Source organism: Leptolyngbya sp. Heron Island J (assembly GCF_000482245.1).
Taxonomy (GTDB): domain Bacteria; phylum Cyanobacteriota; class Cyanobacteriia; order Phormidesmidales; family Phormidesmidaceae; genus Leptothoe.
Genome location: NZ_AWNH01000015.1, coordinates 89,990 through 112,752, shown reverse-complemented (window position 1 = coordinate 112,752; position 22,763 = coordinate 89,990). Strand labels below are relative to the sequence as shown.

Genomic DNA, 22,763 nt, shown 5'->3' with positions numbered 1-22,763 from the left:
GTACTGGGCTTCCCGTTGCCATCGCGCAACCAAATGTCATCGCCCTCTCGGTAAAGGGTCGCGTGAACTCTGGACAGAGATTGAAAATAAATAGACCGTGGGTCAACACCCACGGCCATTTGATACGTATCGCCCTGACCTTTGCCAATGGTGGCCGGTAGGTTTTCCAGGTCGATGGGCGTTGACTGTTGAGCTCGCCCAGGCCTGCATTCAACTATTTTCAACATTGAACTTACGGGTTCAAATCCTGCTCCTGATATTCGTCAACGAGGTCATCCACCAGCAGGTCAATGTCCTCGACGATGTCTTCAATGGGGTCTCGCTGCGGTACCCAATACTCCACCACCACACTCCACCCATCGACCGGCACATACCGGCTGCTTTTGAACTGCACCTCGTGACGGCCTAAGTCGGGTTCCCAGGGAGACATTACAACCATTTCTGATTGGGGTTTGGGCCAAATGCGAAGCCACCGATTAGAAACAATATTCTGATCGGTGAACTTCACCCGCATGTAGCCACGGAAGCCCGCATTTAGCACCGTTGGATTGGTGGAGCTATAGGTCAGCCTTACGTGCTCACCAAAGACGGGGATGGGAATGCTCCACAGAACACTCCCGGATACCTGTGCCTGCCCTGCATATTGCCAAACCATCTAATTAGTGGGAATGCCGAATTCCTGCATGACGGCGGCAATCACAGCGGTTGGATCAGACGGGATAGTTTCCCCGCTCCAAATGCCAACAAAGGCATAGTCAACCCCATACAGACTTAACGTGAGTGGCCCCAAATTCGGCTCAACAAAGGAGTCAGACGAACTAACCAAGGTCTCGTTCAGCCAGATATCTTGTCTATCAGGCGAGATATTGGCAGTCAACACCAAGGGTTGATCTGCGGCCATCGGTATCCCGGTGCCTAGATATGCCCCGCCTTTATTGACCCGAAAATAGGCAATCTCGTCTGAGAAGACGGTAAAGAGCCGATCAACTGCAGCACTGGAATTACCAACGTAGATATCGCCCCTATTGGGCTGGCCAGTGCGAGCCGCCGATAGACGAATGACCAAACTAATCAACCGAGTCGTTGGGACTGAAATCGGCGAAGAGCTAATCAAGCTAGCGCCATCTTGAGTGGTCAGCCAATCGTCATCCACTTGAATGGACCCGTGTTCTTTATTCAAGTGAATGGACTCACTGTTAAGGGTCAACAGGTCTGAGGGTGTCCCGTCAAAAAACGGCCCCGAAACCGAGCTGTACGCTTGCCGCAACGAAAATACAAGGCCACCTGGGAAAGCATCTAAAAAGCTTTGGGGGATGGTGACCTCACCCCCTGCACTATGAAAGAGCTACAGCTTCATCCAAGCTATCGCCGATGACCACCTTAGCAACGGCGGTGCCAGTGACCCGTAACGCTGGATCGCCATCAATGGTCGTCGGTACGCGGTTGATCACTGGGTAGGTAGAGCGGGCATCGTTAGCGTTGTCAGCGTCATATTCAGCAACGGCGGTCCCTGAAAGTGCATCTAAAAGCTTGATAGCGCCTTCTGCTAATGGGGAGTCCATACCGACTATGTCACCCGTCAGCAGGCTGAAATTAAGGGTGGCATTGCCACTGCCATCGTCTTCAAAAACGTTGGTGCCCAAGTGGGCGTTCACCATAGTGGGTGTGATGTCTGCCATAGTTGAAAAATCCTAAATTTGGGTTAGTCGTTGGTCGTATTCACCCTCATGGATGTATGCATCCAATTGGGTTTCAGTTGCTGGTCGCATCAGGCCATTGCGGCCAAAAATGATGTGCCGTTGGTTTGAGCTATCACCAAACCTGAGGCTGTCCAAAATGTCAGCGGATGGAGCGTTTAAGGTTTCTGCATACAACGGATGCCCTGGCAGGATAATGCCGCCTTGGGATAGCCATCCATTAGAGACCGATTCCTCATAGGTGATCACCACCTCCGGTACCCCATCTGCTGCAATCTCAGTCCTCATCGTGTGTAGCCCTATTAGTTTGCTGCGCGTGGATCGTCCGTCACGGCTCTGCCGAAAGCGGCCCAGCCAGCGGGCATATTGTCTACTCGGGTGTGGTCAATAAATCCGATGCTTAAGCCCTCATCAGAGCGAGCCCCAAAGACCGAAGCCCCCTCAATCTTGTTGTCACCCTGAATGACATTAGGGTTGTTCAGATCCGCCTGTACATAGGCTGATATCCCCATCTCAGCGAGCGTTGCAGCCGTAATCCGGTTGAACTGCTCAGTTTTCATGTCCCACACTTTGAGTAGCTGTGGAGCAATCTCAGCCTTAACCCGTATACTTCTAGACCCGCGCCCTAGCTTAGGATTCCGAGTGGAGCCCCGCACTAGTTTCCAGTCAGCGGCAATTGCGCCGTTGATTGACTCCCAATCCACAAACGACGTTGTGTTGGTATTGGGACCACCCTGAGCGCCATCTGGGTTTTTAGTCATTCGCCCAGGCTTGGGAGCGGATGCACCATACACGATGATGCCTACAACAGCAGCCACCTGAGTGTGTCCTAAAACGTTTTGCTCCGCTTCTGTGCAGTTGGTTGCAAAACCATAGTTGATCGTTGAACCATTAAACGGGGTGACAGCAACTTTAGTCCTGGCCCCATAGACAGAGCCCATACGCCTGTACTCCTATCGTGATTTCGTTCGCTACGATAGCAAAAGAATTTTGGTGAAACCACTGCCAGATGGGGCGTGTGGTGTATTACACCCCTTAAGGGAGTCTCTTAAGACAATTAGTTTTTAACCATGGTCACAATCGCTTACGCTCGCATGTCTACCTGTAGCCGCCGGGCGATGCTCCGAACAAAAACCAGGTTTGGGCGGCCCTATCAGTACAGGCCTAGAATCACGCTGGTTAGGCGGCTACAGAATGAGTTGAACATGACTCATGTTCAAGTGCTGGATCAAATCCAGAAAGAACGTGAATACCTGATTGCTAGGCAAACCTAAGGAGTTCGGCGATGTCTGCCTGAAAGTTGCGGGGGGCCGTATCGCGCCACAGCTCAAAACGCGCTTGCCTATCAATAAAACTACCGTTCACCGAGACCCGCCCTTGATCGGCGGCCAGCACCCGCTGTCGGTTGACCACTGTGACGTGACCGGGATACACCCTGGTCACGTTTTTCTGCAACCGGGGGTTTATGATTCGTTCGTCTGCCCGTCGTTCCTCCGTTACGGTGACGGTTTGAATCACCGAGTTACTGAGGGTCATTACAGCCCTTATTCGGTCTTCTGCTTCGTCTGCGGTCGCACCAAATGCAGACACATATTCGTTTTTGCCTAGCCGTGCTGTCGCTCGCCATCGTCCCCATAGATACCCATTTGGCCCACCTAAAGCGGCTCTGAGCTGCTGCCAGTCTAAGGCCGAACGTTTGACATCGGGGACCGTTATGGTGACCCTTTGTACAGCGTTAGCCCCGACCGTGATGTAGGGAGGAGCATCAACGCTGTATAGCTGGAATTTGATACGTAGACTGAGCTCTTTTTCTCTGACATAGTCATCAACCGGCGCACCGATCAGTTGCCCCACATCTCGACTCTGAATCAGCTGATGGGATACTAACGCTTGAGAAACGCCCGCTTTAACGTGACTTTCGGGACCGGCGAGCACAATTTTCTCACGGTCGTTTGTTCGATCCGGCTGAACTTCTACCACCCGCTCAGCTTCCTGTTGGGCCATTCTCTGTTGCGCAAACCAGCCATCGAGGGAGTACGCGACAACGTAGCCAGCTTCGATGCAGCTATCAAAGACTTCCTCGATCATTTCCTCAGTGAAGTTTCGCCAAAAGGCTGAGGGGATGCGCTCCACCTGCTCATCAATCGCGCCATAGATAGTAAAGGGGTTTGCACTTTGTTCGCCCCAGGTTGCCTTAATTTCTTCAGCTCTCTGAGACCCCAGAATGGTATTAAGAATGGGATTGGAATCTTCTTTCAGCCAGCGCCGGACATTTTTATAAACATCAAAGGCCCCTTGCTGGACTAAATTTCGAGCGGCGAGCCGGATGGCGAAAGCGGCCTGGCCAATGAACTCATCTATAAATTCCTCGCCAACCTGTTGGGTGACATACAAGGCCATGCGCTCATCAATGGCAAACAGCGATGTGGCTGGCAGAACGCCACAGGCTAGGTAACCAATGGTGCTACCCGTGACACTGCCGAGAACCGATCCATAGGCCGTCCATTGATTTCTGACTTGCTGGTCTAATGCCTCGTCAGGCCGGTTCCAGTCAAATGAAAAGATTTGAAGCGTACTCTGAAAAAACAGGGTCCACAGGCTTGAGAATGACCAAATCATACTGGGTATGGCCTGCAGTACCGCACCCACAGCAAACCCCTTCAGATGGTTGACCAACGACAGTGATCCGGCAGCGGCCCCAGCTGCACTAAGGCCGCCGCCCGCTTGAAATAGACCGCGTGAGAACTGCCGGGTACGAGCATTGACCCGGCTAAACAGGGTAGCGGCGTTGAGAGATATGCCCATGGTTATGGTGTGGTGTTGTCACTGCGATCTCTGAGTTGAGGCCCCTGAGTTTGGTCACGACCATAGGGGTTCGATAGCCCAAAGCCTTGTTCTACCTGTCGTAGATATTCGTCGAAGTCGGAGCCGCCTGCTGTTTCGTTGACATTACGGGCCTGGTCTAGTCGTTCGCGCAGGGCCTGTTCAATATCGTTAGTGCCGGTATTTCTAAAGAACACAGCCCGGATGATGGCGGCTGATGCACATAGCTCACGTAGACAGCTTTGCAGGTCCATGTTGTCAACATTTTCGACGGCTTCCATCGGTACATGACCTGGGTTAAGCAGCTCCAAGATGTTCTCTACACCGGGTGTATATGTGTTAGGCACCTGGCGAGTAGTCTGGCGCAGGTTGTACCCCAGATACTCAGCGTTACCTTGTGCAAATTGTCGGGCCAGCATGGTTTGCTGTTTGATGCCAGTGGTCTCGGTCAAGGTTTTGAAAATGCCCTGCTGGTTGATGCCTTGCCCCACAGCCATAGCCATTAGCATCCCTTGAATCTCAGCGAGTGAGTCACTGACGGTGAGGTTTTCTAGTGGGTTGCCACTATCTAAGTCCTGGATGGTATTGGGCCAGCCGCCAATGGTGGAATCTAAGTTTTTGGCCTGCCAAAGGTGAGCTTCACCCAGGTTGTTGAGCGTCGTGGTCTCGGTTGATTTTTTGTTCAATATGCTGGGGACTGACATGGGAAATGCTGAGACCCCAACAGCTGAACTAATGCCGTTGACGATGTCTAGGATGGTTACCAGCAGCCCTAGCCCTGATAGGTCAGTTAGGTTTCCAAGAGCGTCCAGTATCCTTTTTTCAGTTTTTTTAGTTTGGTTAATACCTGGGAGACCACATCGACTGTTGCAACTGTCCGGTGGGTTAGAGCTATTGCCGTTGTTGCCAGATTGAGTCTCTGGTTTCCGATTATTGCTAGCGTTGGTAGCGTTGCCGGGGATTAGCGGCAACGGTGGAAAACCCGGAACAGACGGTGCTGTTGGTGCTTCATTCCGGCCAGAGTCAGGTGCAACACCTGGCGACAAGCCTTGAGAGGGTGATGGGATAGTTGGAGAGGCGATGTCCTGGGGGGTTGCGTTAGGTGTTGGCTCTGGTGCGGATGAGTCTTGTGGGCCAGTGCCTGGGGATTCATATGGCGTTGACCTTGGTGCCAGTATTTTGGGGGCGCTTGGCAGATTTGGTGTGTAGTTATCAGGCAATCCATCCACAGGAGTTGAATCTGTAATTTCTCCCTCAGGATCAAACACATCCTCATTGGTAGAGCCTCTAATATTGAAATCATCTTCAGGATTGCCTGTGATAACTTTGACCGTTTTTCCATAAATGGGGCTTCCATCAGGATTTGGAGTTTGCTGTTCATTTCGCTCAATTTTTATCCTTACAGGTCCTACGACTCTTCTTTCTCCTTCACTCCAGTTACCGCAGGTCCCTTCTTTTGGTCTACATGACCTGCCCCTGAAGCTAATGTCATAAACTCTGCCAGGTTCTTGAGCTATGGGGTCTCCATTTTCATTGGTTGGGATGGTTATGCCAGAGGGAAGCTGACGGTCCTGTGTGATTTCTGGAGCACGCTCACTATCAGGTTTGTTTTTGCCAAACAACCTGTTGACAGCGCCTGTAGCAAGGCCAGTCAAAAAACCTGCTGCTGACGCTGAAGGGGAGAAAGGTGTCAGCGTATTTTGTAATCCTTGAGCAACGCCTGAGGCTTCGCTTAAACCAGGAACGTATCGCCCCCGGTTAAACCCTTCAGCATAACCTTGCCTAAAATTGCCGGGTGCGTTGACCGCACCATAAACGACTCCAAGTGCATTAGAGACTTTGTTTAACCCATTTAATGCTCGTGCTCCATTTCCTAAATTGGAACCAGCGCCTGGGTAACCCCTGCTAGGTGTAGGCCTTGTTTTTGGATTAATAAACTGATGACTACTTGTTAAAGGCCCTCCCTTTGATGGTGGGGTATGGTTGGAGCGTGATGTGACTTGTTGTTGTAGGTTTTGCCGCTGAACCCTACTAGCCTCTAAAGCCTGATTTTGGATTGCAGTACGTCTGTTAAATGCATCGCTACGTTGCCTCGGAGAGATGTCATCTCGCTGAATATATCTATCAATAGACTGGATTTGGGCTAGCGCTGTATCACCCGTTACGTTGAGTTTTGGCCCGTTAGTAGCGGGTGTAGGGCTGGCGCTACGCAACCTGTCTGTGTAACCTCTTGAGCGATTTGCCCATTGAGTTGCCAATGCATCACGTTGAGCTGTATACGATCTGCCTTGAGTCGTAAACTCGCCAGCTTCAGCAGCTAGGTTTTCTAATCTATTCAGTTCTGAGATGACTTCTTTAGGAACGCTCACACTTAATCGCCTACATAAGCGGCAGCTGGATCTGATGTGGTCATGGCTTCAGCAGCTTGATAAAGACCGCTATAGGTTGGGGACAATGCGTCTTCACTAACCAAAAAGTGAGCTACCACGGTGATTCTTGTTGTCCCATCGGCAGCTTTGTAGGGACCGTTCCAACTAATGACAGGTTCGTTCCCTGAATCGGAGCCCAAGGCTTCACGCAGCTTAAACGTCACACCATTAGCGATGTAATAGTAAGCCGTTAGTAACTGCAACAACACTTTCTCCATGCCGTTAGCCCCAGTCTTAGCGTCATCAAAAATATCAGTATCCAGAAATCGCATAGTTCGATAGTTCAATAATTTTGAATTAATCAGATAATAGCTTACGTGAACTTTTTAAATATGAGCTTGGTCAATTTTTAATGGTTGACCAGACAGTTGAATTCCGGGGTGAATTTCTAATAAGAGCTAGGGTTAAATATGCAAGTTGATATATCTGGTATTACCCGCCTAACAAAGGACAGAGCGACATCCATTCGGCTGTATCGAGGCTATAAGAAACGTCACCATGGTCAATCGCCGGAATGGGTAGTACAGAAGATAATTAGAGATTTGGAGCGGGAACGTGAGGTGGTAGGGAAAACACAGCCCGTGCGTACGCGAGGTGGTCAGAAAGCTCGAAAAACAACTAATAAAAATAAAGAATTTTATTGGTATCGTGGTGTTTCTATTGAGCGAGGTAGCTGGGCTGATCGGAATCGAGGGCTAGTTGTTTTTGGCTTTTTTGTAGCTCTGACAACTGGAAGATTGCTCAGCAATGGAGGCTTTGACTTTTCAAGCACTCAACAATTGGAATCGTTCAACACTTTAGAGGCTCCAGCGCTGCTTGAGCGAGTCGACAATGGTTCTGTTCTGACCATTCAGAATGAAGTACCTGAAACCGTTACGGTTACTCTGAACAGCTTGGAGTCTGAGACGACTTACTCATTTACAATCCCTGCTTACCCAGGTGGTAGATACTATTCAGACTCAGCAAGCTTGCCGGAGGAATGTAGCGATGATGCTCCTTTTCACAGCATCTCTGTAGAACCCGGTGTCTATGAGGCGACCATGAGTTACCTTGGCACTACGCGCACGGGTGCAGGGAATTGGATCATGGTTGAGGGTTGGGAGCAGTTTGGTTGCTACTACAGCGTCTATAACGATAACGACAACTATCAGTAATTACGCCCGCTTCTTTTGATTGCTGGGTAGGCTACGTTGCCAAATCTGGATTGCTCGCTGGTGGGCTGTGGGGTTTTCCTTATTGGCCTTCCAGTCGCGGAGCAGTGCCAGGTTGTAAGTCGGTTTGCGGCCCTGGTAGCTGTAGTGAACATTGAGTATCCATTCTTTGTGATAGCGTTCCACCTGGCGGACGCTGACACCTAGAACTTTGGCAGCTAGTTCCTTATCGCCAGTCTCGGGCAGCTGCTGAGTTTCCAGAGCCGTGGCAATTCGCTCTTGAGCCACGGCCTGGCGCTCCAGGGCCTGGGCGATCGCAACCAACACATTTAGCAACTTAAGCACGGCCTAACCCTCCGTCGATAAGTTCTATGCAAAGCCTTTCTTCGAGCAGCTCCATGTCATCAAAGCTGCACCAATCTTTCGTGGGCTGGTCTAGCCACTGAGTTAGCCACTGGTGAATTAATGGGGACCGCCAGGTCAATCCAGCCACCATCATTAGGACTTCTACCTTGGCTATCTGGTCTGAAAAGTCGATAGGTGGCTCTCTAAGAGCAGCCTCAGGACGGAGGTTTTCCACAGCTCAGACCCCCTGCCAGCCTGTGGAAAACCCCTCTCCTCCCCCTGAACCCCCTCCTTCTCCCCTGGGGTAAAGATTTTTTTGGGCGTCCCTCACGGGTACACACCTCAGTAACTCCCCTAAGGTGTGTAATCCCTCTGATGGTGGTTGTTCTGGGGGATTGGTTGATGTTTCGTTACAATCGCGCGATCGCACTCCACCCCCCTCAGGCTCTGGTATTACACACCAATGGTCCGGGTGCCAGAGAGCTAGGTTTTTGTAAAGGGTTTGAACGCTGGTCCGGGCTAGCTTGCATAATGCCTGTATCCTGGCCGTGACTCCCTCGGGTAGCTCTCCCTTCTTGCAAAGATGGGTGATGGCTTGGGATATGCGTCGCCGGGCGTCGAGTTGTTTCTCGTCGTTCTGGTTGACCACACCATCATGGATAGAAGTCGAAGCTGATGCTTGTTGCGTACCGATTGGCCACCAAAATCGTGTGGCCCATTTGGCCCAGGCGCGGCTTTTTTTTGCGATCGCACCCTGATGCCGACACCATTCCTGGTAGCCATCGCGGGTAAGCGCCATCTGCTCTACATAGGTCGCCAGTTCGTCATCGGCCAGGCCTTCAAATACTCGCCCATAACATGCGATCGCTTTTAGGATGCCGTTGGTCTGGCCGTGGCCGGTCCACCCCAGGTCAATTTCTCTTCGCAGGTCATCGGCCCACATTTCCAGTTTGCCTGCCTTCGATCGCCGTCGTTTGCGTTGCAGTTCACGGCCCTGCTCCAGCGCTGGGATAAGTAACTCCATGTCCTGGGCCTGCATACAAAAATCCCACTGCCAAAAGAAACGCTCCAGGGTTCCAGCAGTGGGATTGAGGTTGTGATCAAGAATGCAGCTGCCTGAACCTGGCTGTAGTGGCAGCCGGTGGCCGTTATATTCTGTGACTTCCCATTTCCTGCCATAGGGCTTGATATTGGGGAAGGTTTCACAATGGCCAGGTTTAACTTTGATTCCCTGGGCTTCCAGGCAGTGCTTTAAGGTGCATGCCAGGTTGAAGGTGCTCACCGGCGCTGGCAATGGGCAGTACAGATGCCACCCTCCCGACCAGGACGATCGGGTGAGGATCGTTCTTACAATGCCTATGGTTTCAAGGGCTTCACGGATTTGCTCTAAGCTGCTGGCGTCGTGGTAGTCGCCACCGGCGTCGATATCGATGAGCGCATAGCGGGTCTGATTGGGAAAACGGACGCCTATCAAAATGCCCGCGTCTTGCCATCTTGACCAAAGGGCACGCGGGCGCATAGGAAATGAATGGGTTGTCCAGTCGGTAGCGTTGGTAGCGTCCTCAGGACGTTCAATCGTTCGCCATTTATAGCCAAAGGTCGTACATAGACGCCTGGCCATTGGGTCATTGGGTAGTGCGTCTTTCAGGAGATTCAACATAAGGGGAATGGCCCATATTTATTAAATATGCATATCCAGGTACGGTAGTGCATACGTTCGGGGTGAAGTGAGTCCAATCAATTGAGACAATAGACATGCATTGGGGCCTTGTCGGCAAAGCAGAACCCCCATGCATGTCGTTAAGGAAGCTGCACTTCCGGCAAACATGTGTACCCGAAGTTGACTTCGGGTACATTATTGTCTAATATTTACCCGAAGTCAACTTCGGGTGACTTCTAATCGCCGGGAGCAGCTTCCATTGGAAGTTGGTCTCATGGATGTGTCTCGGAATGATGAATTTGTGAACAGACGTAAGGAGCTTAAGCTACGGCAACAGGATGTAGCAGACGCCTTAGGCGTCACTACCCGAACTGTCCAAAAGTGGGAAAGTGGGGAACACATTCCCGAATTTTCTCCTGACAAAATGGCTGATTTTTGTCGTTTATTTCAAGTTGATATTGATGGGTTAGCCGCTATTTTTAGGCAGCCACCTAACTCGCAATAAATCAATTGCGGCGTGGCTCCACCCACGCCGCAAAGTGTCCAATTCAATACCGCGATGTATTCAAGAAGGACTGATCAATTATGCCTGATTAACAGCCTTTCTAAGTAAATTAACGCTTCACCCACTGTGAGGCAGAGCACAGGTCGCATTGCGGCCACAGATTGTAGTGTCAAAAAACAATTTGCAATGTACCAACAACCATCATTCCTAAAGCTGAGCGAAGACCGCGTCATTGGCCTATTTGGCAATATCCACGAAATCAATCGCCTAACCGACGACAACGAAATCACTTACTGGCTCACCACGGTCACCGAACCCTATCGACTCAGCGAACAAGAGTTTACAAGTCTCATGGCCTGGGCCACCCACCCAGACCGCTGTGTCTTTGTGCAACCAGACGAGCAAGTCGATGCATACCAGGACTACAAGAACCGTGGCGGTTTCATGCAGTTTGACCAGTGGAAGCAAACCTATCAACGACACCAGCGATTAGTCAAAGAGCTGGATGCGATTGAGAAGCCATCACAATCCCTGCTCAACAAAGTGGGCCAGCTAGAAGGCTCATTGCTCCTGTAATTCAAAACTATTCTGAAATGTCGCAGTCCAACTTAACTCAACGACAAACAGCTCAAAATCCTGCTCTCGTCAGAATATTGACCTACTACCCACCAAGCGCTTTCTCAATCTGGGGCAATGACAACGTCGAAGTTGCCTTTTTCCCTGATCAACAAGAAGCCATGGTCATCAGCGGTGACTTTGAGGTGAGTCTTGTTGAAGGTGTTGATAGCGCAGAAAGTGCTGTAGTCCAGCACGAGTCCGATTAGCGTTCAGTGGAACGCGTCGGAACGTTGACAGAACTTGGATGGAACGGATTTTCTTGCTCAGGGCGTTCCAAAGCGTTCCAAGCCTGTTCCAGCAACGTTCCAAGACGTTCCAAATCCACTAAAACAACACTTTTAATCTGTTCCAAGGCGTTCTAAGCCTGTTCCAGCAACGTTCCAAAGGTTTTATCATGACTATTTCTCTGCATAAATTTTGCACACAAAACAACCTCTCTAAGTCCACCGTCCATCGGCGCTGTCAGGAGCTAAATATTGATACCAGTAACGGTCTTGACCAGGATGCTGTAACCCGCCTATTGAATGAGTTTTCAGTACAGCCTGAGCAGACACAGGAGTCTGAAGCAGCTGAAATATCAACGCTAACTATCAGCACAGGTAACCATCGAGGAGCACTTGATTTGCCCTCCCTGCCCACTGATATAAATCTCTCTGATGTACGCGGGAATGCGCCTCTGGCATCATTTGAGGCGGAAGATATTGAGCGTTTCTTAGATGCCTGCGATGGCTTTGTCGCTGCCACCGATGCTGACTACCAAAATCAGTTGGAAGTCACCAGGAAAAAGGAAGCAGCTGCGCTCAAAGTCAAAGCCAAGGCCGAGGAAGTAAAAACAGCATCATTGCGCTACCAGCTGCGGTCAGAAGCTCTCAGTATTCATAACCGTAATTTAGATACTGAATTACAAACTGCTATGGAGGAGTTACGGGGAAAGCCTACCCAGGCCGCTGGTGGTGCTGGGGGTTAGTTGCGATCGCCATAGTTCTCATGGGTGTGATGGCAATACAACACAATCCGCTCACCTGGGAGCCTGAAATTCAACTCAAACCAAAGGGATAGGCAGCCTGAGCCACCTATCCCCCTAGTGTCCCGCGAAAAGGACGAATTTATTATATGACAACAACACTCTTACAGCCCTATAGCCCTGGACAATCCTATGTCTTTAATGGGCTAGAAATACCCAGCCAACAAACTTTGCCGCCAGCCGGGCAAGAATCCTTTGCCTTTAGGCCTGCGTGCTCTCAACTGCAGGAAACATCCATCCCTGGCGATTCTACCCAGGTCAGCTGGGGGATGCCCTACAACAACAATTTTTATAGCTTCAGCGTCAAACCTGCTGGCCTCAGCACTCAACAGGCTCACCTTTACCTGGATGCAGAAGGCAATTGCAAAATCAATGGTGTTGAGGTTCCCCTGGTCCCTGCCACTCTGTTGCCTAAAGATCTGCTGCCCGAATCAGTGGTGACTACTGAGACGGTAGATCCAGCCATGATTAATGTTGAAGCTCCATCCCAGGGGCTATCCACTCAAACAATGACAGGCCTGGCTTTTATCCTCATTGGCTTAGCCATTGCCATCAGCGGCCTGTTTAGCCAGAAAACCACTCAGGTAGCGTCTTCTCTGGGTGCAACTGAGGGGGCTAGCACAAGCGGCCAGGACAGTTTAACGGCGTTAATGGAGTTGCTTAACAGTGATTAGACGAGTCAATGGAGATAACTTTTTCCAGGTTGCTGGCGGCCTGGTGCTGACAGCGGTGGGTGGCATCATTGTCATTACCAGCCTTAACCCTGATGTTCAGTCCCAGCAAGAGCATGCGGCCCAGGTCAAACAATTGCAAGTTAGCCAGGAGCGAGAGGCCCAACTAGCAGAGCTGGAGCGATACAAAGCAAATGAGCGCTATTTAAATCGGTGCTCATTGCTTAAATCCAGCCAGATTAGTGCCTCTCTTCAGGTGAAGAATGTGCCTCTCAATACCCCTGTGTGTGACTTATATGGCAACACAGCGCTACCTACTGCCGATGGCACGTTAACCGACATCGCTCGCACACCAGACCAAGACGTTATCCAACAACGAGTTTCCAGATAAGAGGAGAAAATCAATGACTGCAAAATCACAAGGATGGACCCGAGTTCAACGCACTGCTGAACGTGTACGGCAAGGGGCAGAAGACCTGAAAAAACAAGCAGATGCATTGGGCAACAATCCAGACAAGATTGATAGCTGGATAGTCAAGATATTGGTCTATGCCACGTTCATCATTCCGCTACAGCTGTTTGTTTCCAACATCAGCCCCTACATCAGATTGTTTGAGAATGTCCTAGACCGGGCAGGCATGATTGTCGATATCACTGGGCTGATTGCCATATTGGTCATCCAATATGCTGAGATTCGTCCCTTTACCTGCAGTGTCAATACACCCCGCAAGGCCTGGTTACGACGGATTTATGTTGCCCTGGCAGCGTTCACCATAGACCTGGCTGTCTGTAGCTGGGCCTGGGACATATTCGACAACCAATATGGGACACCCATGATCAGCGATATCAACTGGCTCAATATGGGGCGTATTGTCTCTATTGTTTGTGGCTTCTCCCTATGGTTCGCGTTTCGCAAAATGATGCAGCGGAGGGCTTAATCCATGGATGCAACTTTAAAGTCTCAGCTCAAGCAAGAGCTAAATGAAGCCTTGGGTGATTGCAGAAAAGTAGCGGTTGCTAATGCCTTAGAGCGATACAGTCTGCCATCTCAGCTGATAGCCGTAGTCGTTGGGGTGTTTGGTGGTGGCTTGCTATCAACAGTCATGCCAGGGGGTGTGATCGCATCGGCCCTGATCGGACTGATTATCTCCGGCGCGGCCACCAAACTCAGCGACGATGAAGCCAAGGCAATTGAGTTAGGAGACCTGGAAACGCTGAGGCGTTACTACCCTAAGGATCAACTAGATGAAAAGGTCAAACCTATCTTGGCCAAAGCTGTTGACGCAAAAAAGCTGCTAGCTCAGGGGGCACAGACTACGTCGCAGACGTCGACTACGACGGAGACGGTAACTGGCAGCCAGTCCCGTGAGCCTAAGGCTGCTGCTAAACCGAGTTCTACATTGCCGATTGCTCCGGTCAAACTGTCTGGCAATGCTCCGCATCTGCTGTTGTTTGGTCGCAGTCAAAACGGCAAGACAACCACAGCAGCCCATGTGCTAACGGACATTCAGGTTGACTACATATCCTTGAAAGCGTCTGACAAAGTGCCTGAGTCTTGGAATGGTTATCTAATCAGCCCGACAGATACAGACGGTCAGCTTAACTGGGTTCTCGACCGTTGGGAGGAGATGTTAAATAGCAGCCTCCAGGGTAAAGGTAAGCAAGCTAAACACGCCTTTGTCGTAGATGAATACATCAGCATCCGTGCCTTGGTCAAAAATCCCACCAAGGAGCGCTTAAAGACCTTCTTCATTCGGTTGCTGACTACAGGAGCAGGTATGGGGCTTTTGGGCGGTATCCTCACTCAGACATCCAATGCAGGAGCCTTGGATATTGAGGCTGACATCCTTAAAAACTGCTCCACTATTGCCGTTACTGGAGAGCGGAAAAACAACCCATGGATGGCCAAAGTTTTTTCTAAATTCACTGGGTATCAACTAGATGAAGAACAGAAAAAACAGGTTAAATCTCTATCTGGATACTGGCAAATTTGGGATAACAATGGCCCATGTCTATCTCAGATCCCTGATTATTTAGGTGCCTTAAAACCTTTGGGAAATTGCCCGACAAGGCAACCAGAAAGTGAAACCAGTCATCCTGGTTTTGCTGACAATCCGTTTATGAACACCATGAAAACGGATAAAACAATTGATGAGCGAATAGTTGAATACTTTCAGCGTAATCCTCAGCTGGCTACTCCCAGGACAGTCTATAGAGGCATCACCATCACCAAAAAAGATGGAGACCTAAAGGTAGGAGATATCAGGGAGAAGTTAATCAGTATGTCTGAAGAAGAAAAGCCAAGGATTGCAATGGAAAGTGCAGGGCACTTCTATAAGTTCAAGTTGATTGGCACATAGCGAAAGTGTCAGTGTCATGGGGTGTCATGGAAAAAGTCTTTTGTACTGTCGCTGACGTCACTGACATGTCACTGACAGGCCTTGACGTCACTGACATGTCACCCTGACACCTGTCAACGGACGTCAGCTGACAGGTGTCAGTGACACTCACTGACACTTAATTGTCACATTATTTACTAATGAGAAAACAATGAATATCGAAAGAGCAAACATACTTGCAAAAACTGTTCCTACCCCTGACTTTCTGTTGGGTGATGTTGTTAGGACAAACCAAGGAATTGGCATTGTTATTGGCATTTGTGCCTGGGATGATAATGAACCAGTTTACGTAGGCTATAAAGTGCAAATTAATGACCCAGGTCCAGTCGTAGATGAAACCGGCGATGTTTGGGATACATTCAATACACAAGAAGACTGTGTTGACTACTTTTATAAGTCTGAAGAATTGAGCTTGATTTCTCGATACCAAGCTGGTATTTGGATATCTGTTGAACAGAAATCACCTATTGCCAATAGTGTTGTTTTAGGGACTATTGCTGATGCTGATTCTTGCTATGCAATATGTGACTGGGATGGCTTTCTTTTTAGCAATCCTGATACTGGAATAACCCTTACTCCTCAACCCACCCATTGGGCTAATATTCCTCCAATGGATATAGACCCATTTGGACCATTAACTACAGACCCATTTGAGCCTGGACTAAGTCTGGTCTAAAAAGGCCAACTGGCACACAGGTCAACGCCCCATTCTTTCGTTGGGGCCTGTGCATGAAACCCGCGTAACTACGTTGACTAGTTGCGCGACTCGCAGGAAATCAGGGCCTGCCTCAATAGTCGATTTAAGTGCGGGCTTCCACCCAACAAAGACCTTGGCGATGATGTACTGAAATCGCTGTTATCCAATTTGTCTTTCTTCTGGAATGATTGGCAAGGGAGTATCTTGCGTAACTGTGTCTACCCTTTGAAGAAAAGCTAATAAAGTTCTTGGATCATCAAGAATATGTGGCGTAGACTCTAGCGTGTTTTGAATCTCCGTTGAAACAGTCCTGACAATTATCCTAGGCTCACAGTCTGGCGCGGTGTGCTTAACAACTATCAGTTTTCCGAGAGTTAAAACTACATTGTCAAAGTTCTCTACAGCTTTAAGAAGCTCAGCGGTTGCATTAGCCAGCTTTTGAGTCGATTCAACTCCTGTCTTCTCTAGCTGTGCTTTAAGGTTTTCTTTGCCGCGTCGATAAAAATCTTCTCCTTCCTGTGCAGCCTCTGCCATTACTTCAGGAGTCAAAATTTTGGCTACTTTGTATCGAATCCTACTAAAAAAAGAGCCTCGTTTTTCTGAAAGTATTTCTGGATCTGTGTAGCCAGCTGCCTCTGCGTAATTAGAAAGCGCGGTTTTTAATTTTTCGAGAGCTCTTGGATCTATTTCTTGGTCAAAAATCTTGATGCCGAAAGTTTCTTCTGCAGTAAGGTAAGCCCCAAAGAGGTTAGCCTCACTGAGGTCAGCCCCAAGGAGTTCAGCCCCAAGGAGTTCAGCCCCACGGAGTTCAGCCCCACTGAGGTCAGCCCCAAGGAGTTGAGCCCTACTGAGTTGAGCCCTACTGAGGTTAGCCCTACTGAGGTTAGCCTCACTGAGGTCAGCCCCACTGAGGTCAGCCCCAAGGAGGTAAGCCCCACGGAGTTGAGCCCCACGGAGTTGAGCCCCACTGAGGTCAGCCCCAAAGAGGTTAGCCTCACTGAGGTAAGCCCCACTGAGGTAAGCCCCACGGAGTTGAGCCTCAGTGAGGTTAGCTCCAAGGAGGTTAGCCCCACGGAGTTGAGCCCTACTGAGTTGAGCCCTACTGAGGTTAGCCCTACTGAGGTCAGCCTCACTGAGGTCAGCCCCACGGAGGTCAGCCCCACGGAGGTCAGCCCCACGGAGGTCAGCCCCACGGAGCTCTATAGAGTCATTCGGATTTTCCTTTCTCCATTGATTCCAGGTGTCTGAACCACGCAGCAAAATTTCTCGGAGGTCAAGCCGATCTAAATCTACAGATATATCGGTTGCCACTGGGTCTACCTCTATTTGCAAGCATATGAACGAGCTTCAACTGGAATGAAGCTCATTCAGGAAAGACTGAACAAAATAGAAACAATGAACAATTCCGATACTTACTACTCACTTTCCCAGACAGACTTAAGCTCTGCTTCCCCTCTAACACTTCCCGTATAGTGCCTCAAAATAGTCTCCTCACTGTTACCGGTGATGGAGGCTATTTCACTTACAGACCACCCCTGGTCTAGTGCCTGGGAAATGAACGAATGACGAGTATTGTACGGTTTCCGGTAAGGCACCGACGCTATATCTAGGGCCGGTGTCCAATGCCGCCGCCGGAAATTGTGGTCATCAATAGGGTTACCCTCGGCACTAGTAAACACTAAATCATCCGGTCGAACCTTGGTCGGTTGCCTTTTTCGCAGCATCTCCACCAGGTCGGCCGATAGTTTAAATGCCCGGTCACGGTTAGTTTTAGTCGGCTTCCGCTCACCACGGCCCCAGCTCTCACCAATCCAGATGCGATCGCACCCATCTGATAAATGCCCCCACCGCAGGCCTGCCGCTTCCCCCGGCCTGCAACCCACACCCATTAGGAATTTCACAAAGTCCAGGTAGTGGGGGTGATGCTCTGCAAACGCTTCCAAAATCCGCCGATACTCATCCTGAGTAAACGGCCTGGGTCGCTGCTTTGGCGGTGCCTTCACCCGTACATTCTTCCATGGGTTATCAGCCACCAGCTTCTTACCGATCGCCCAGCTCCAGCAGCTGCGCATCATGCCAATCCGCTCGCGGGCCGTCGCCGGTGAAAGCCGTTTCAGTAACCAGTCGCGGAAGTCTAAAGCATGGTCCTCGATGACCCGATCCGCCTGGCGGCTACCAAAGTAAGTTTCAAGTTGCGATCGCAAGCCAAAGTACTTATCTAGGGAGCGTTTCGTTACCTGTCGGCGTTTCCAATCAACATACTTTTGATAGAGTTCTAACACCGTCAGAGCATCTATCTGCTCATATCGATACTTCACAAGCGACTTATCGAACTGGTTTGACAGCATGTCAGCTCTGATAACCTCAGCTTTGGCAGCCGCAAGTGCGCGATTTGCGGGGGTATCCAGCAAACCAATGGCCATCACATGGCGTTTCCCTTGGTAACTCCACCGCAGCCGGAGCCACCCCTTATCGACATTGACTTTAACCTCACCCTTACGGGCACGTTTTACAGGTTCAACCACCAGTTTTTGCAGACCAACTATCGACCAGTTTATGTCGCTTCCAGTCGCAAAAATGTCGCTTCCAGTCGCCGACAATACCCAAACAATAAGTTGATACACCCCGCGCTTTAAAACACAAAAACCGCTGATATCAGCGGTTTTCATCAATCGGAGCGGCGGGATTTGAACCCACGACCCCTACTACCCCAAAGTAGTGCGCTACCAAGCTGCGCTACGCCCCGATGCGTTTTTAACGCTTGACTAGCATAGCATATGGTTAGAAATTCTTTCTGCAATATTTGGTGTAATCGAGCACTTAAATCAGAATGCAAATGTCGTTCGATCAGCTGCTAAGAGCTTTGCCTGAAGTATGCTAAAACCCGTAACTCCAGCGTGCGTAGTAGCCGCGCGTATCAATGTGGGTAAATACTGTGGCACTGGCTAGGCCACCCCTAGAGCCCCACCAGCGATTGAGCCGATCGTAAACATCGTAAGGATGAATGCCGGGGGCGACAAAATCTACGGCATCGCCAACTAGATGTCGTGAACGACTGGCTCCGCCGACACGGCGATTGGTGACCGGGTCGCGATACCAGGAGTTAATGGTAAGGGGACGTCCTCCTAAGCGATCACGCACTTCTTCCATAACGCGGGCAATGCGGATAATGCCATAAACGACATTGCGATCGACTGGAATGCGGCTACCGCCATGGGTGGCTTCTCCCCAGGTAAAGTGGCCGCCAGGAATGATGGAATTTGATAGGTAGAAGCTGCTCTGAAACCCTGGCAGTTTAATGGAGGGGCCGCTAGGTTTTGGCGGTGGGGTTTCGTTTTTGGGCTGGTTGTCTTCTTCGTTGCCTTCGATTTGAATATCGGGTTTATAGGCATACCAAATCCGCTCAGAACGATTGCTGAAACTAGGTTCAGCTAGTTCTAGTTTGACATGGTTAGCTTGGGCAGGCTCATGTTTAACGAGTTCTAGCTCTGTTTTGTTTTTGACGAAGACTTTCTCTTGGTTGCTAAGCTGTGATGCCATCTGTGGCGATGTCTTAAAGAGGGTGTCGCTAACAACGGTGAGGGTAACGGTGTCACCTAAAATACGAATGTCAGGTTTATAGGCGTACCAGACGGTACGATTTTCAGGGCCTAAAAAGGCGTTTGCGATCGCAACCCTAACATGTTGCCCCTCGGCTGGCAGGTAGGACTGTAAGTAATACTCTGTACCATTTGACACAAAAACCTTTTCGCGATCGCTAAGCTGGTTAGATAGTACAGGCCGCTGTTTGAATAAAGTATCGCTAATCACCGTCAGCTTTACCTTAGTGTCATAGATTCTGGCATCGGGCTTATAGACATACCAGTCCGTTTGCATGGCCGGACCCAGGGGTTTTGCTAGGGTGACCTTAAAATGGCCATTTTGAACGATATCTGCTTTGGCCAGATCAAACTCTGTGCCGCTGGCAACAAATACCTTTTCCTGTCTGGGTAAATCGCTTGATAAAACAGGACGCTGTTTAAACTGTGTATCGCTAACGACTTTTAGCTTTTTCATATTGTTTTACACCCTGATTGCCAAAGCACTCTGTCTGGTTACCGTTAACAGGAGATTCAAATATTAACCGGATTTTCCGTGCATTTGCCTAGTGTAAAACACTAAGTTAAAGTCCATATCAAAATACATCGATATGGGTTAAGCCATTTAAGACTTCTGGGACGGTGCTGGAAGGCCAGGCTCCTTCAGCACCGCGACCGTTAAGTAAAATAAATCGGAGACTGTAGCTATGGTGAAATCCCTCAGCTTCCATCCAAATCTGAGAGGTTTCTTGTTCACAGCTAATTTGCTCATCGGGCATGAGCTCACTGGCCAGTGATGCCATGATGGTGGCCAATTGCTGGGCCAGACGCCGTAGCGCTTCAAACTCATCCTGGGTTAGCTCCAGAGCCCAATTGTCGCCGCCGACTAAAGCCTTGAAATTTTCACGCTCGTCGTCCCAGCCTACTCGCCAGCCTTTACCCTCTCTGAGCAGTGCGGTCATTGGGTAAAGTGTTGCTCTAAGCTCCGTACGAGGTCGTGCCGCTGCTGACGACTTAGAGATTGCATTGCTTGCTGATCACGGCTGTTCAATGCGGGCTGCTCAGCCTTACTGCTGTAAGAGGCATTGAGATAATCAGCCATGGATAATTCCCAGTCAAGATGATACTGGGCAGGACGGGCCTGGGCATCAAGATGATAGTCAATAAATCGACTGAGGAGAGTGGTGTTGGCTGTCGTCGCGCGGGGAATGTCTGGATATTGACTGTATAGCTGATTGGCAATTGCGATCGCAGGTGCTTGACCTGCCATTAGAGGCTCACCCGTTTGTAAAATACTGCCAGCCAAAACCGTGAGGGTGGTCAAAGTGACCAAGAACCAAAACTTAAGCTGTTTGCCCATACCGCTGAGTAGAAATGCGAAGTAATAAATAAAAAAATATCTGCTAGTTGTATATACCGAAGCAAACTGACCTATCGGTGTAATAAGCCAGTTTCTTCAGTTCTTTACTCACCAATAATCTCAGGCTGAGTCAGCTCATCTGACATTTCCACAATGGCGCGTAATACCGGCTTCATCCGAGATTCATCAATACTGTCAAATTCTTCAAAGCGACGGCGCTGTGCCCGATTGGCCACCTGGACAGTGATGCGGTAGCGATTTGATGCAGCACTAATTAAGTCTTCAGTACGGCGCATCATCTGAGTGGTATCAATTGCCAGACGCTTCATTAATGAGTCCTCTAGGGTGGCTTTTACAACCCATCCATACTAGCGCAGCTTCCCATTAGTAATAGCACGGCAATTTTGCTTTTGTACCCCCAGCTGCCTTTATGAACTTTTACAATGATTTATATATGAATATTTTGCGGTCAGTTTTAAATTGAGCCAGGTTACTTAAATCCTGTGTTCATTGAGCTGGCTGCAATGGCTAGTTGGCCATCAGAGGCTTTGAGATTGAAGCGTTGCAGGTAGAGTCAGTTTTGGGAATATCTCTGCTGCCTATCCACAACACCAGTGTCTTGCTGTCACTCTGATGGCCAAGAGTCCTAATCACGTTTACCTGTCCGAGCACTATGCCAGATACGTTGACAAAACTTGCTTATCAAACTTTTCAGCAAGGCAAACAAGCCTTTGGGTACACCCATAAAACTCTGATTAACCGTCTGCGTGAAGTGGTTTCCCCAGTTGAGCCGGGCAGTACATCTAAAATTCCTGCCTCTACTCTATCGCTGCTAAAGCAGCGATTAGATGAGCTGACTGAGGTGGACTGGCAGGATGCTGAAGCTGGAGTCTATCCCGCAAGCTTGTTGTTTGATAATCCTTGGGATGACTTTTTCAAGTACTACCCCATGCTAGTTTTTGACACCCCCAGTGTTTGGGAACGTTCAAAAAAGAAGCAGTATCAAGACTTTGGGGCTGATGTTGATACTGATGGCTATCCCAGCTACTACGTACAAAACTTTCATCATCAAACGGATGGTTACCTGAGTGATATGTCCGCAAATCTCTACGATTTGCAAGTAGAGCTATTGTTTAATGGTGCGGCTGACCCAATGCGGCGGCGTATTCTAGCTCCGCTGAAGCGTCATCTTGACAATCTGACGGGGAACCCGAAGGTGCTGGATGTGGCCTGTGGTACCGGACGTACCTTGAAGATGATTCGGGATACGCTACCGCAAGCTTCACCTTATGGTGTAGACCTGTCTCCTACCTATCTGCGTAAAGCCAACGAGTTGCTAAGTCAAGAGCCAGGCACGCTGCCTCAGTTGATTCAGGCTAATGCTGAGGCATTACCCTATCTAGATAATTATTTTGAGGCCACGGTCAGTGTTTTCTTGTTCCATGAGCTACCTGCCGATGTGCGCCAAACGGTGATCAATGAGTGCTATCGCGTAACTAAGCCTGGTGGGGTGTTTATTATCTGTGACTCAATCCAGAAGTCAGATAATCCAGAGTTCGCACCGATGATGGATAACTTTCCTTCAGTTTTTCATGAGCCTTACTATCGGCATTACAGCACGGATGATATGCAGTCTCGATTGGAATCTGCCGGATTCCATAGTGTGGAGGTATCCAACCACTTTATGAGCAAGTATTGGGTGGCTAAGAAGGGATGATCGTTTTGTCGGAAATCCGGTGACTAGTGTCAATGGCTAACCCACCCCGCCTCAGGCACACCTCCTGGGAGGGTTAGTCGCTAGCGCTT

Annotated in this window: 30 protein-coding genes and 1 tRNA gene; 11 read left to right on the top strand and 20 right to left on the bottom strand. The window is 49.6% G+C overall.

The window, feature by feature from the left end; translation table 11 throughout:
- The 9 genes from N836_RS0137195 to N836_RS45185 form a co-directional block, all read right to left on the bottom strand.
- Positions 1–227: hypothetical protein (locus tag N836_RS0137195; protein ID WP_031291818.1), on the bottom strand; the 227-nt coding region annotated here is incomplete at its 3' end.
- A 5-nt stretch (positions 228–232) separates the two neighbouring features.
- Positions 233–655 carry a hypothetical protein gene (locus N836_RS45220; protein WP_023071242.1) on the bottom strand — a complete coding sequence of 141 codons (423 nt, stop codon included), beginning with the start codon at positions 653–655 and terminating at the stop codon, positions 233–235.
- Positions 656–1,180 carry a hypothetical protein gene (locus N836_RS45215; RefSeq protein WP_152532066.1) on the bottom strand — a complete coding sequence of 175 codons (525 nt, stop codon included), beginning with the start codon at positions 1,178–1,180 and terminating at the stop codon, positions 656–658. It lies immediately after the preceding gene.
- Positions 1,181–1,334: 154 nt separating this feature from the next.
- A complete protein-coding gene (locus N836_RS45210) occupies positions 1,335–1,679 on the bottom strand; it encodes a hypothetical protein (RefSeq protein WP_023071240.1) in 345 nt (114 codons plus the stop codon).
- A 12-nt stretch (positions 1,680–1,691) separates the two neighbouring features.
- The gene (locus N836_RS45205; protein ID WP_023071239.1) at positions 1,692–1,985 is read right to left on the bottom strand and encodes a hypothetical protein; all 294 of its coding nucleotides are present in this window, start codon (positions 1,983–1,985) and stop codon (positions 1,692–1,694) included.
- Between the two features lie 14 nt (positions 1,986–1,999).
- Positions 2,000–2,638 (bottom strand): hypothetical protein, encoded by a 639-nt coding sequence (locus N836_RS45200; protein WP_023071238.1) that lies wholly within the window; start codon positions 2,636–2,638, stop codon positions 2,000–2,002.
- Between the two features lie 319 nt (positions 2,639–2,957).
- Positions 2,958–4,502 carry a hypothetical protein gene (locus tag N836_RS45195; RefSeq protein WP_023071237.1) on the bottom strand — a complete coding sequence of 515 codons (1,545 nt, stop codon included), beginning with the start codon at positions 4,500–4,502 and terminating at the stop codon, positions 2,958–2,960.
- 2 nt (positions 4,503–4,504) lie between these two features.
- Complete coding sequence (locus N836_RS45190; RefSeq protein WP_023071236.1) at positions 4,505–6,889, bottom strand: collagen-like protein 5; 2,385 nt, start codon at positions 6,887–6,889, stop codon at positions 4,505–4,507.
- 2 nt (positions 6,890–6,891) lie between these two features.
- Positions 6,892–7,221, bottom strand: a complete 330-nt coding sequence (locus tag N836_RS45185) for a hypothetical protein (protein WP_023071235.1) — start codon at positions 7,219–7,221, stop codon at positions 6,892–6,894.
- Between the two features lie 138 nt (positions 7,222–7,359).
- Between N836_RS45185 and N836_RS45180 the strand changes: the two genes are divergently transcribed.
- Positions 7,360–8,103, top strand: a complete 744-nt coding sequence (locus tag N836_RS45180; protein WP_023071234.1) for a hypothetical protein — start codon at positions 7,360–7,362, stop codon at positions 8,101–8,103.
- Here the strand turns inward: N836_RS45180 and N836_RS0137190 are convergent, their stop codons facing one another.
- The 3 genes from N836_RS0137190 to N836_RS45170 are packed head-to-tail and all read right to left on the bottom strand — an operon-like array spanning position 8,104 to position 10,066.
- Complete coding sequence (locus tag N836_RS0137190; protein ID WP_023071233.1) at positions 8,104–8,445, bottom strand: hypothetical protein; 342 nt, start codon at positions 8,443–8,445, stop codon at positions 8,104–8,106.
- Positions 8,438–8,680, bottom strand: coding sequence for a hypothetical protein (locus N836_RS45175; protein WP_023071232.1), 243 nt, complete (start codon positions 8,678–8,680; stop codon positions 8,438–8,440). The genes N836_RS0137190 and N836_RS45175 overlap by 8 nt, the downstream gene beginning before the upstream one ends.
- A gap of 3 nt (positions 8,681–8,683) precedes the next feature.
- A complete protein-coding gene (locus N836_RS45170; RefSeq protein WP_152532065.1) occupies positions 8,684–10,066 on the bottom strand; it encodes a hypothetical protein in 1,383 nt (460 codons plus the stop codon).
- A 268-nt stretch (positions 10,067–10,334) separates the two neighbouring features.
- Between N836_RS45170 and N836_RS45165 the strand changes: the two genes are divergently transcribed.
- The 3 genes from N836_RS45165 to N836_RS45155 all read left to right on the top strand — a co-directional run bounded on the left by N836_RS45165 (position 10,335) and on the right by N836_RS45155 (position 11,434).
- The gene (locus N836_RS45165; RefSeq protein WP_152532064.1) at positions 10,335–10,610 is read left to right on the top strand and encodes a helix-turn-helix transcriptional regulator; all 276 of its coding nucleotides are present in this window, start codon (positions 10,335–10,337) and stop codon (positions 10,608–10,610) included.
- Between the two features lie 126 nt (positions 10,611–10,736).
- A complete protein-coding gene (locus N836_RS45160; protein WP_023071229.1) occupies positions 10,737–11,186 on the top strand; it encodes a hypothetical protein in 450 nt (149 codons plus the stop codon).
- A gap of 17 nt (positions 11,187–11,203) precedes the next feature.
- Positions 11,204–11,434, top strand: a complete 231-nt coding sequence (locus N836_RS45155; protein WP_023071228.1) for a hypothetical protein — start codon at positions 11,204–11,206, stop codon at positions 11,432–11,434.
- On the opposite strand, the gene N836_RS76355 is transcribed toward N836_RS45155, so the two are convergent.
- Positions 11,431–11,580: a hypothetical protein gene (locus N836_RS76355; RefSeq protein WP_161634929.1), complete on the bottom strand. Its 150-nt coding sequence runs from the start codon at positions 11,578–11,580 to the stop codon at positions 11,431–11,433. The genes N836_RS45155 and N836_RS76355 overlap by 4 nt on opposite strands.
- Before the next feature lie 42 nt (positions 11,581–11,622).
- Here N836_RS76355 and N836_RS45150 point away from each other — a divergent pair, with 42 nt between their 5' ends.
- The 6 genes from N836_RS45150 (at position 11,623) to N836_RS45125 (ending at position 15,998) form a co-directional block, all read left to right on the top strand.
- A complete protein-coding gene (locus tag N836_RS45150; RefSeq protein ID WP_023071227.1) occupies positions 11,623–12,195 on the top strand; it encodes a hypothetical protein in 573 nt (190 codons plus the stop codon).
- A gap of 146 nt (positions 12,196–12,341) precedes the next feature.
- Entirely contained in the window at positions 12,342–12,926 is a 585-nt protein-coding gene (locus N836_RS45145) for a hypothetical protein (RefSeq protein ID WP_023071226.1), read from the top strand.
- Entirely contained in the window at positions 12,919–13,314 is a 396-nt protein-coding gene (locus tag N836_RS45140) for a hypothetical protein (RefSeq protein ID WP_023071225.1), read from the top strand. The genes N836_RS45145 and N836_RS45140 overlap by 8 nt, the downstream gene beginning before the upstream one ends.
- A 13-nt stretch (positions 13,315–13,327) precedes the next feature.
- Positions 13,328–13,861, top strand: a complete 534-nt coding sequence (locus N836_RS45135; RefSeq protein WP_023071224.1) for a hypothetical protein — start codon at positions 13,328–13,330, stop codon at positions 13,859–13,861.
- Positions 13,862–13,864: 3 nt separating this feature from the next.
- Entirely contained in the window at positions 13,865–15,283 is a 1,419-nt protein-coding gene (locus N836_RS45130) for a hypothetical protein (RefSeq protein ID WP_023071223.1), read from the top strand.
- Positions 15,284–15,473: 190 nt separating this feature from the next.
- The gene (locus N836_RS45125) at positions 15,474–15,998 is read left to right on the top strand and encodes a hypothetical protein (RefSeq protein WP_023071222.1); all 525 of its coding nucleotides are present in this window, start codon (positions 15,474–15,476) and stop codon (positions 15,996–15,998) included.
- Positions 15,999–16,178: 180 nt separating this feature from the next.
- Here N836_RS45125 and N836_RS72875 read toward each other — a convergent pair whose 3' ends face one another.
- From N836_RS72875 to N836_RS45100, 7 genes are all read right to left on the bottom strand, one after another.
- Positions 16,179–17,330 (bottom strand): pentapeptide repeat-containing protein, encoded by a 1,152-nt coding sequence (locus N836_RS72875; protein ID WP_051394518.1) that lies wholly within the window; start codon positions 17,328–17,330, stop codon positions 16,179–16,181.
- Between the two features lie 104 nt (positions 17,331–17,434).
- Complete coding sequence (locus N836_RS74115; protein ID WP_081716798.1) at positions 17,435–18,688, bottom strand: site-specific integrase; 1,254 nt, start codon at positions 18,686–18,688, stop codon at positions 17,435–17,437.
- Positions 18,689–18,691: 3 nt separating this feature from the next.
- Positions 18,692–18,765 (bottom strand) — tRNA-Pro (locus tag N836_RS45115).
- A 131-nt stretch (positions 18,766–18,896) separates the two neighbouring features.
- Positions 18,897–20,075 (bottom strand): D-Ala-D-Ala carboxypeptidase family metallohydrolase, encoded by a 1,179-nt coding sequence (locus N836_RS45110; protein ID WP_023071219.1) that lies wholly within the window; start codon positions 20,073–20,075, stop codon positions 18,897–18,899.
- A gap of 118 nt (positions 20,076–20,193) precedes the next feature.
- On the bottom strand, positions 20,194–20,559 hold the full coding sequence (locus N836_RS45105) for a DUF1818 family protein (protein ID WP_023071218.1): 366 nt from the start codon (positions 20,557–20,559) through the stop codon (positions 20,194–20,196).
- Entirely contained in the window at positions 20,556–20,957 is a 402-nt protein-coding gene (locus tag N836_RS72870; protein WP_023071217.1) for a hypothetical protein, read from the bottom strand. The genes N836_RS45105 and N836_RS72870 overlap by 4 nt, the downstream gene beginning before the upstream one ends.
- Before the next feature lie 104 nt (positions 20,958–21,061).
- Positions 21,062–21,286 carry a DNA-directed RNA polymerase subunit omega gene (locus tag N836_RS45100; RefSeq protein ID WP_023071216.1) on the bottom strand — a complete coding sequence of 75 codons (225 nt, stop codon included), beginning with the start codon at positions 21,284–21,286 and terminating at the stop codon, positions 21,062–21,064.
- Positions 21,287–21,630: 344 nt separating this feature from the next.
- Here N836_RS45100 and N836_RS45095 point away from each other — a divergent pair, with 344 nt between their 5' ends.
- The gene (locus tag N836_RS45095) at positions 21,631–22,674 is read left to right on the top strand and encodes a class I SAM-dependent methyltransferase (protein WP_023071215.1); all 1,044 of its coding nucleotides are present in this window, start codon (positions 21,631–21,633) and stop codon (positions 22,672–22,674) included.
- Positions 22,675–22,763 lie beyond the last annotated feature (89 nt).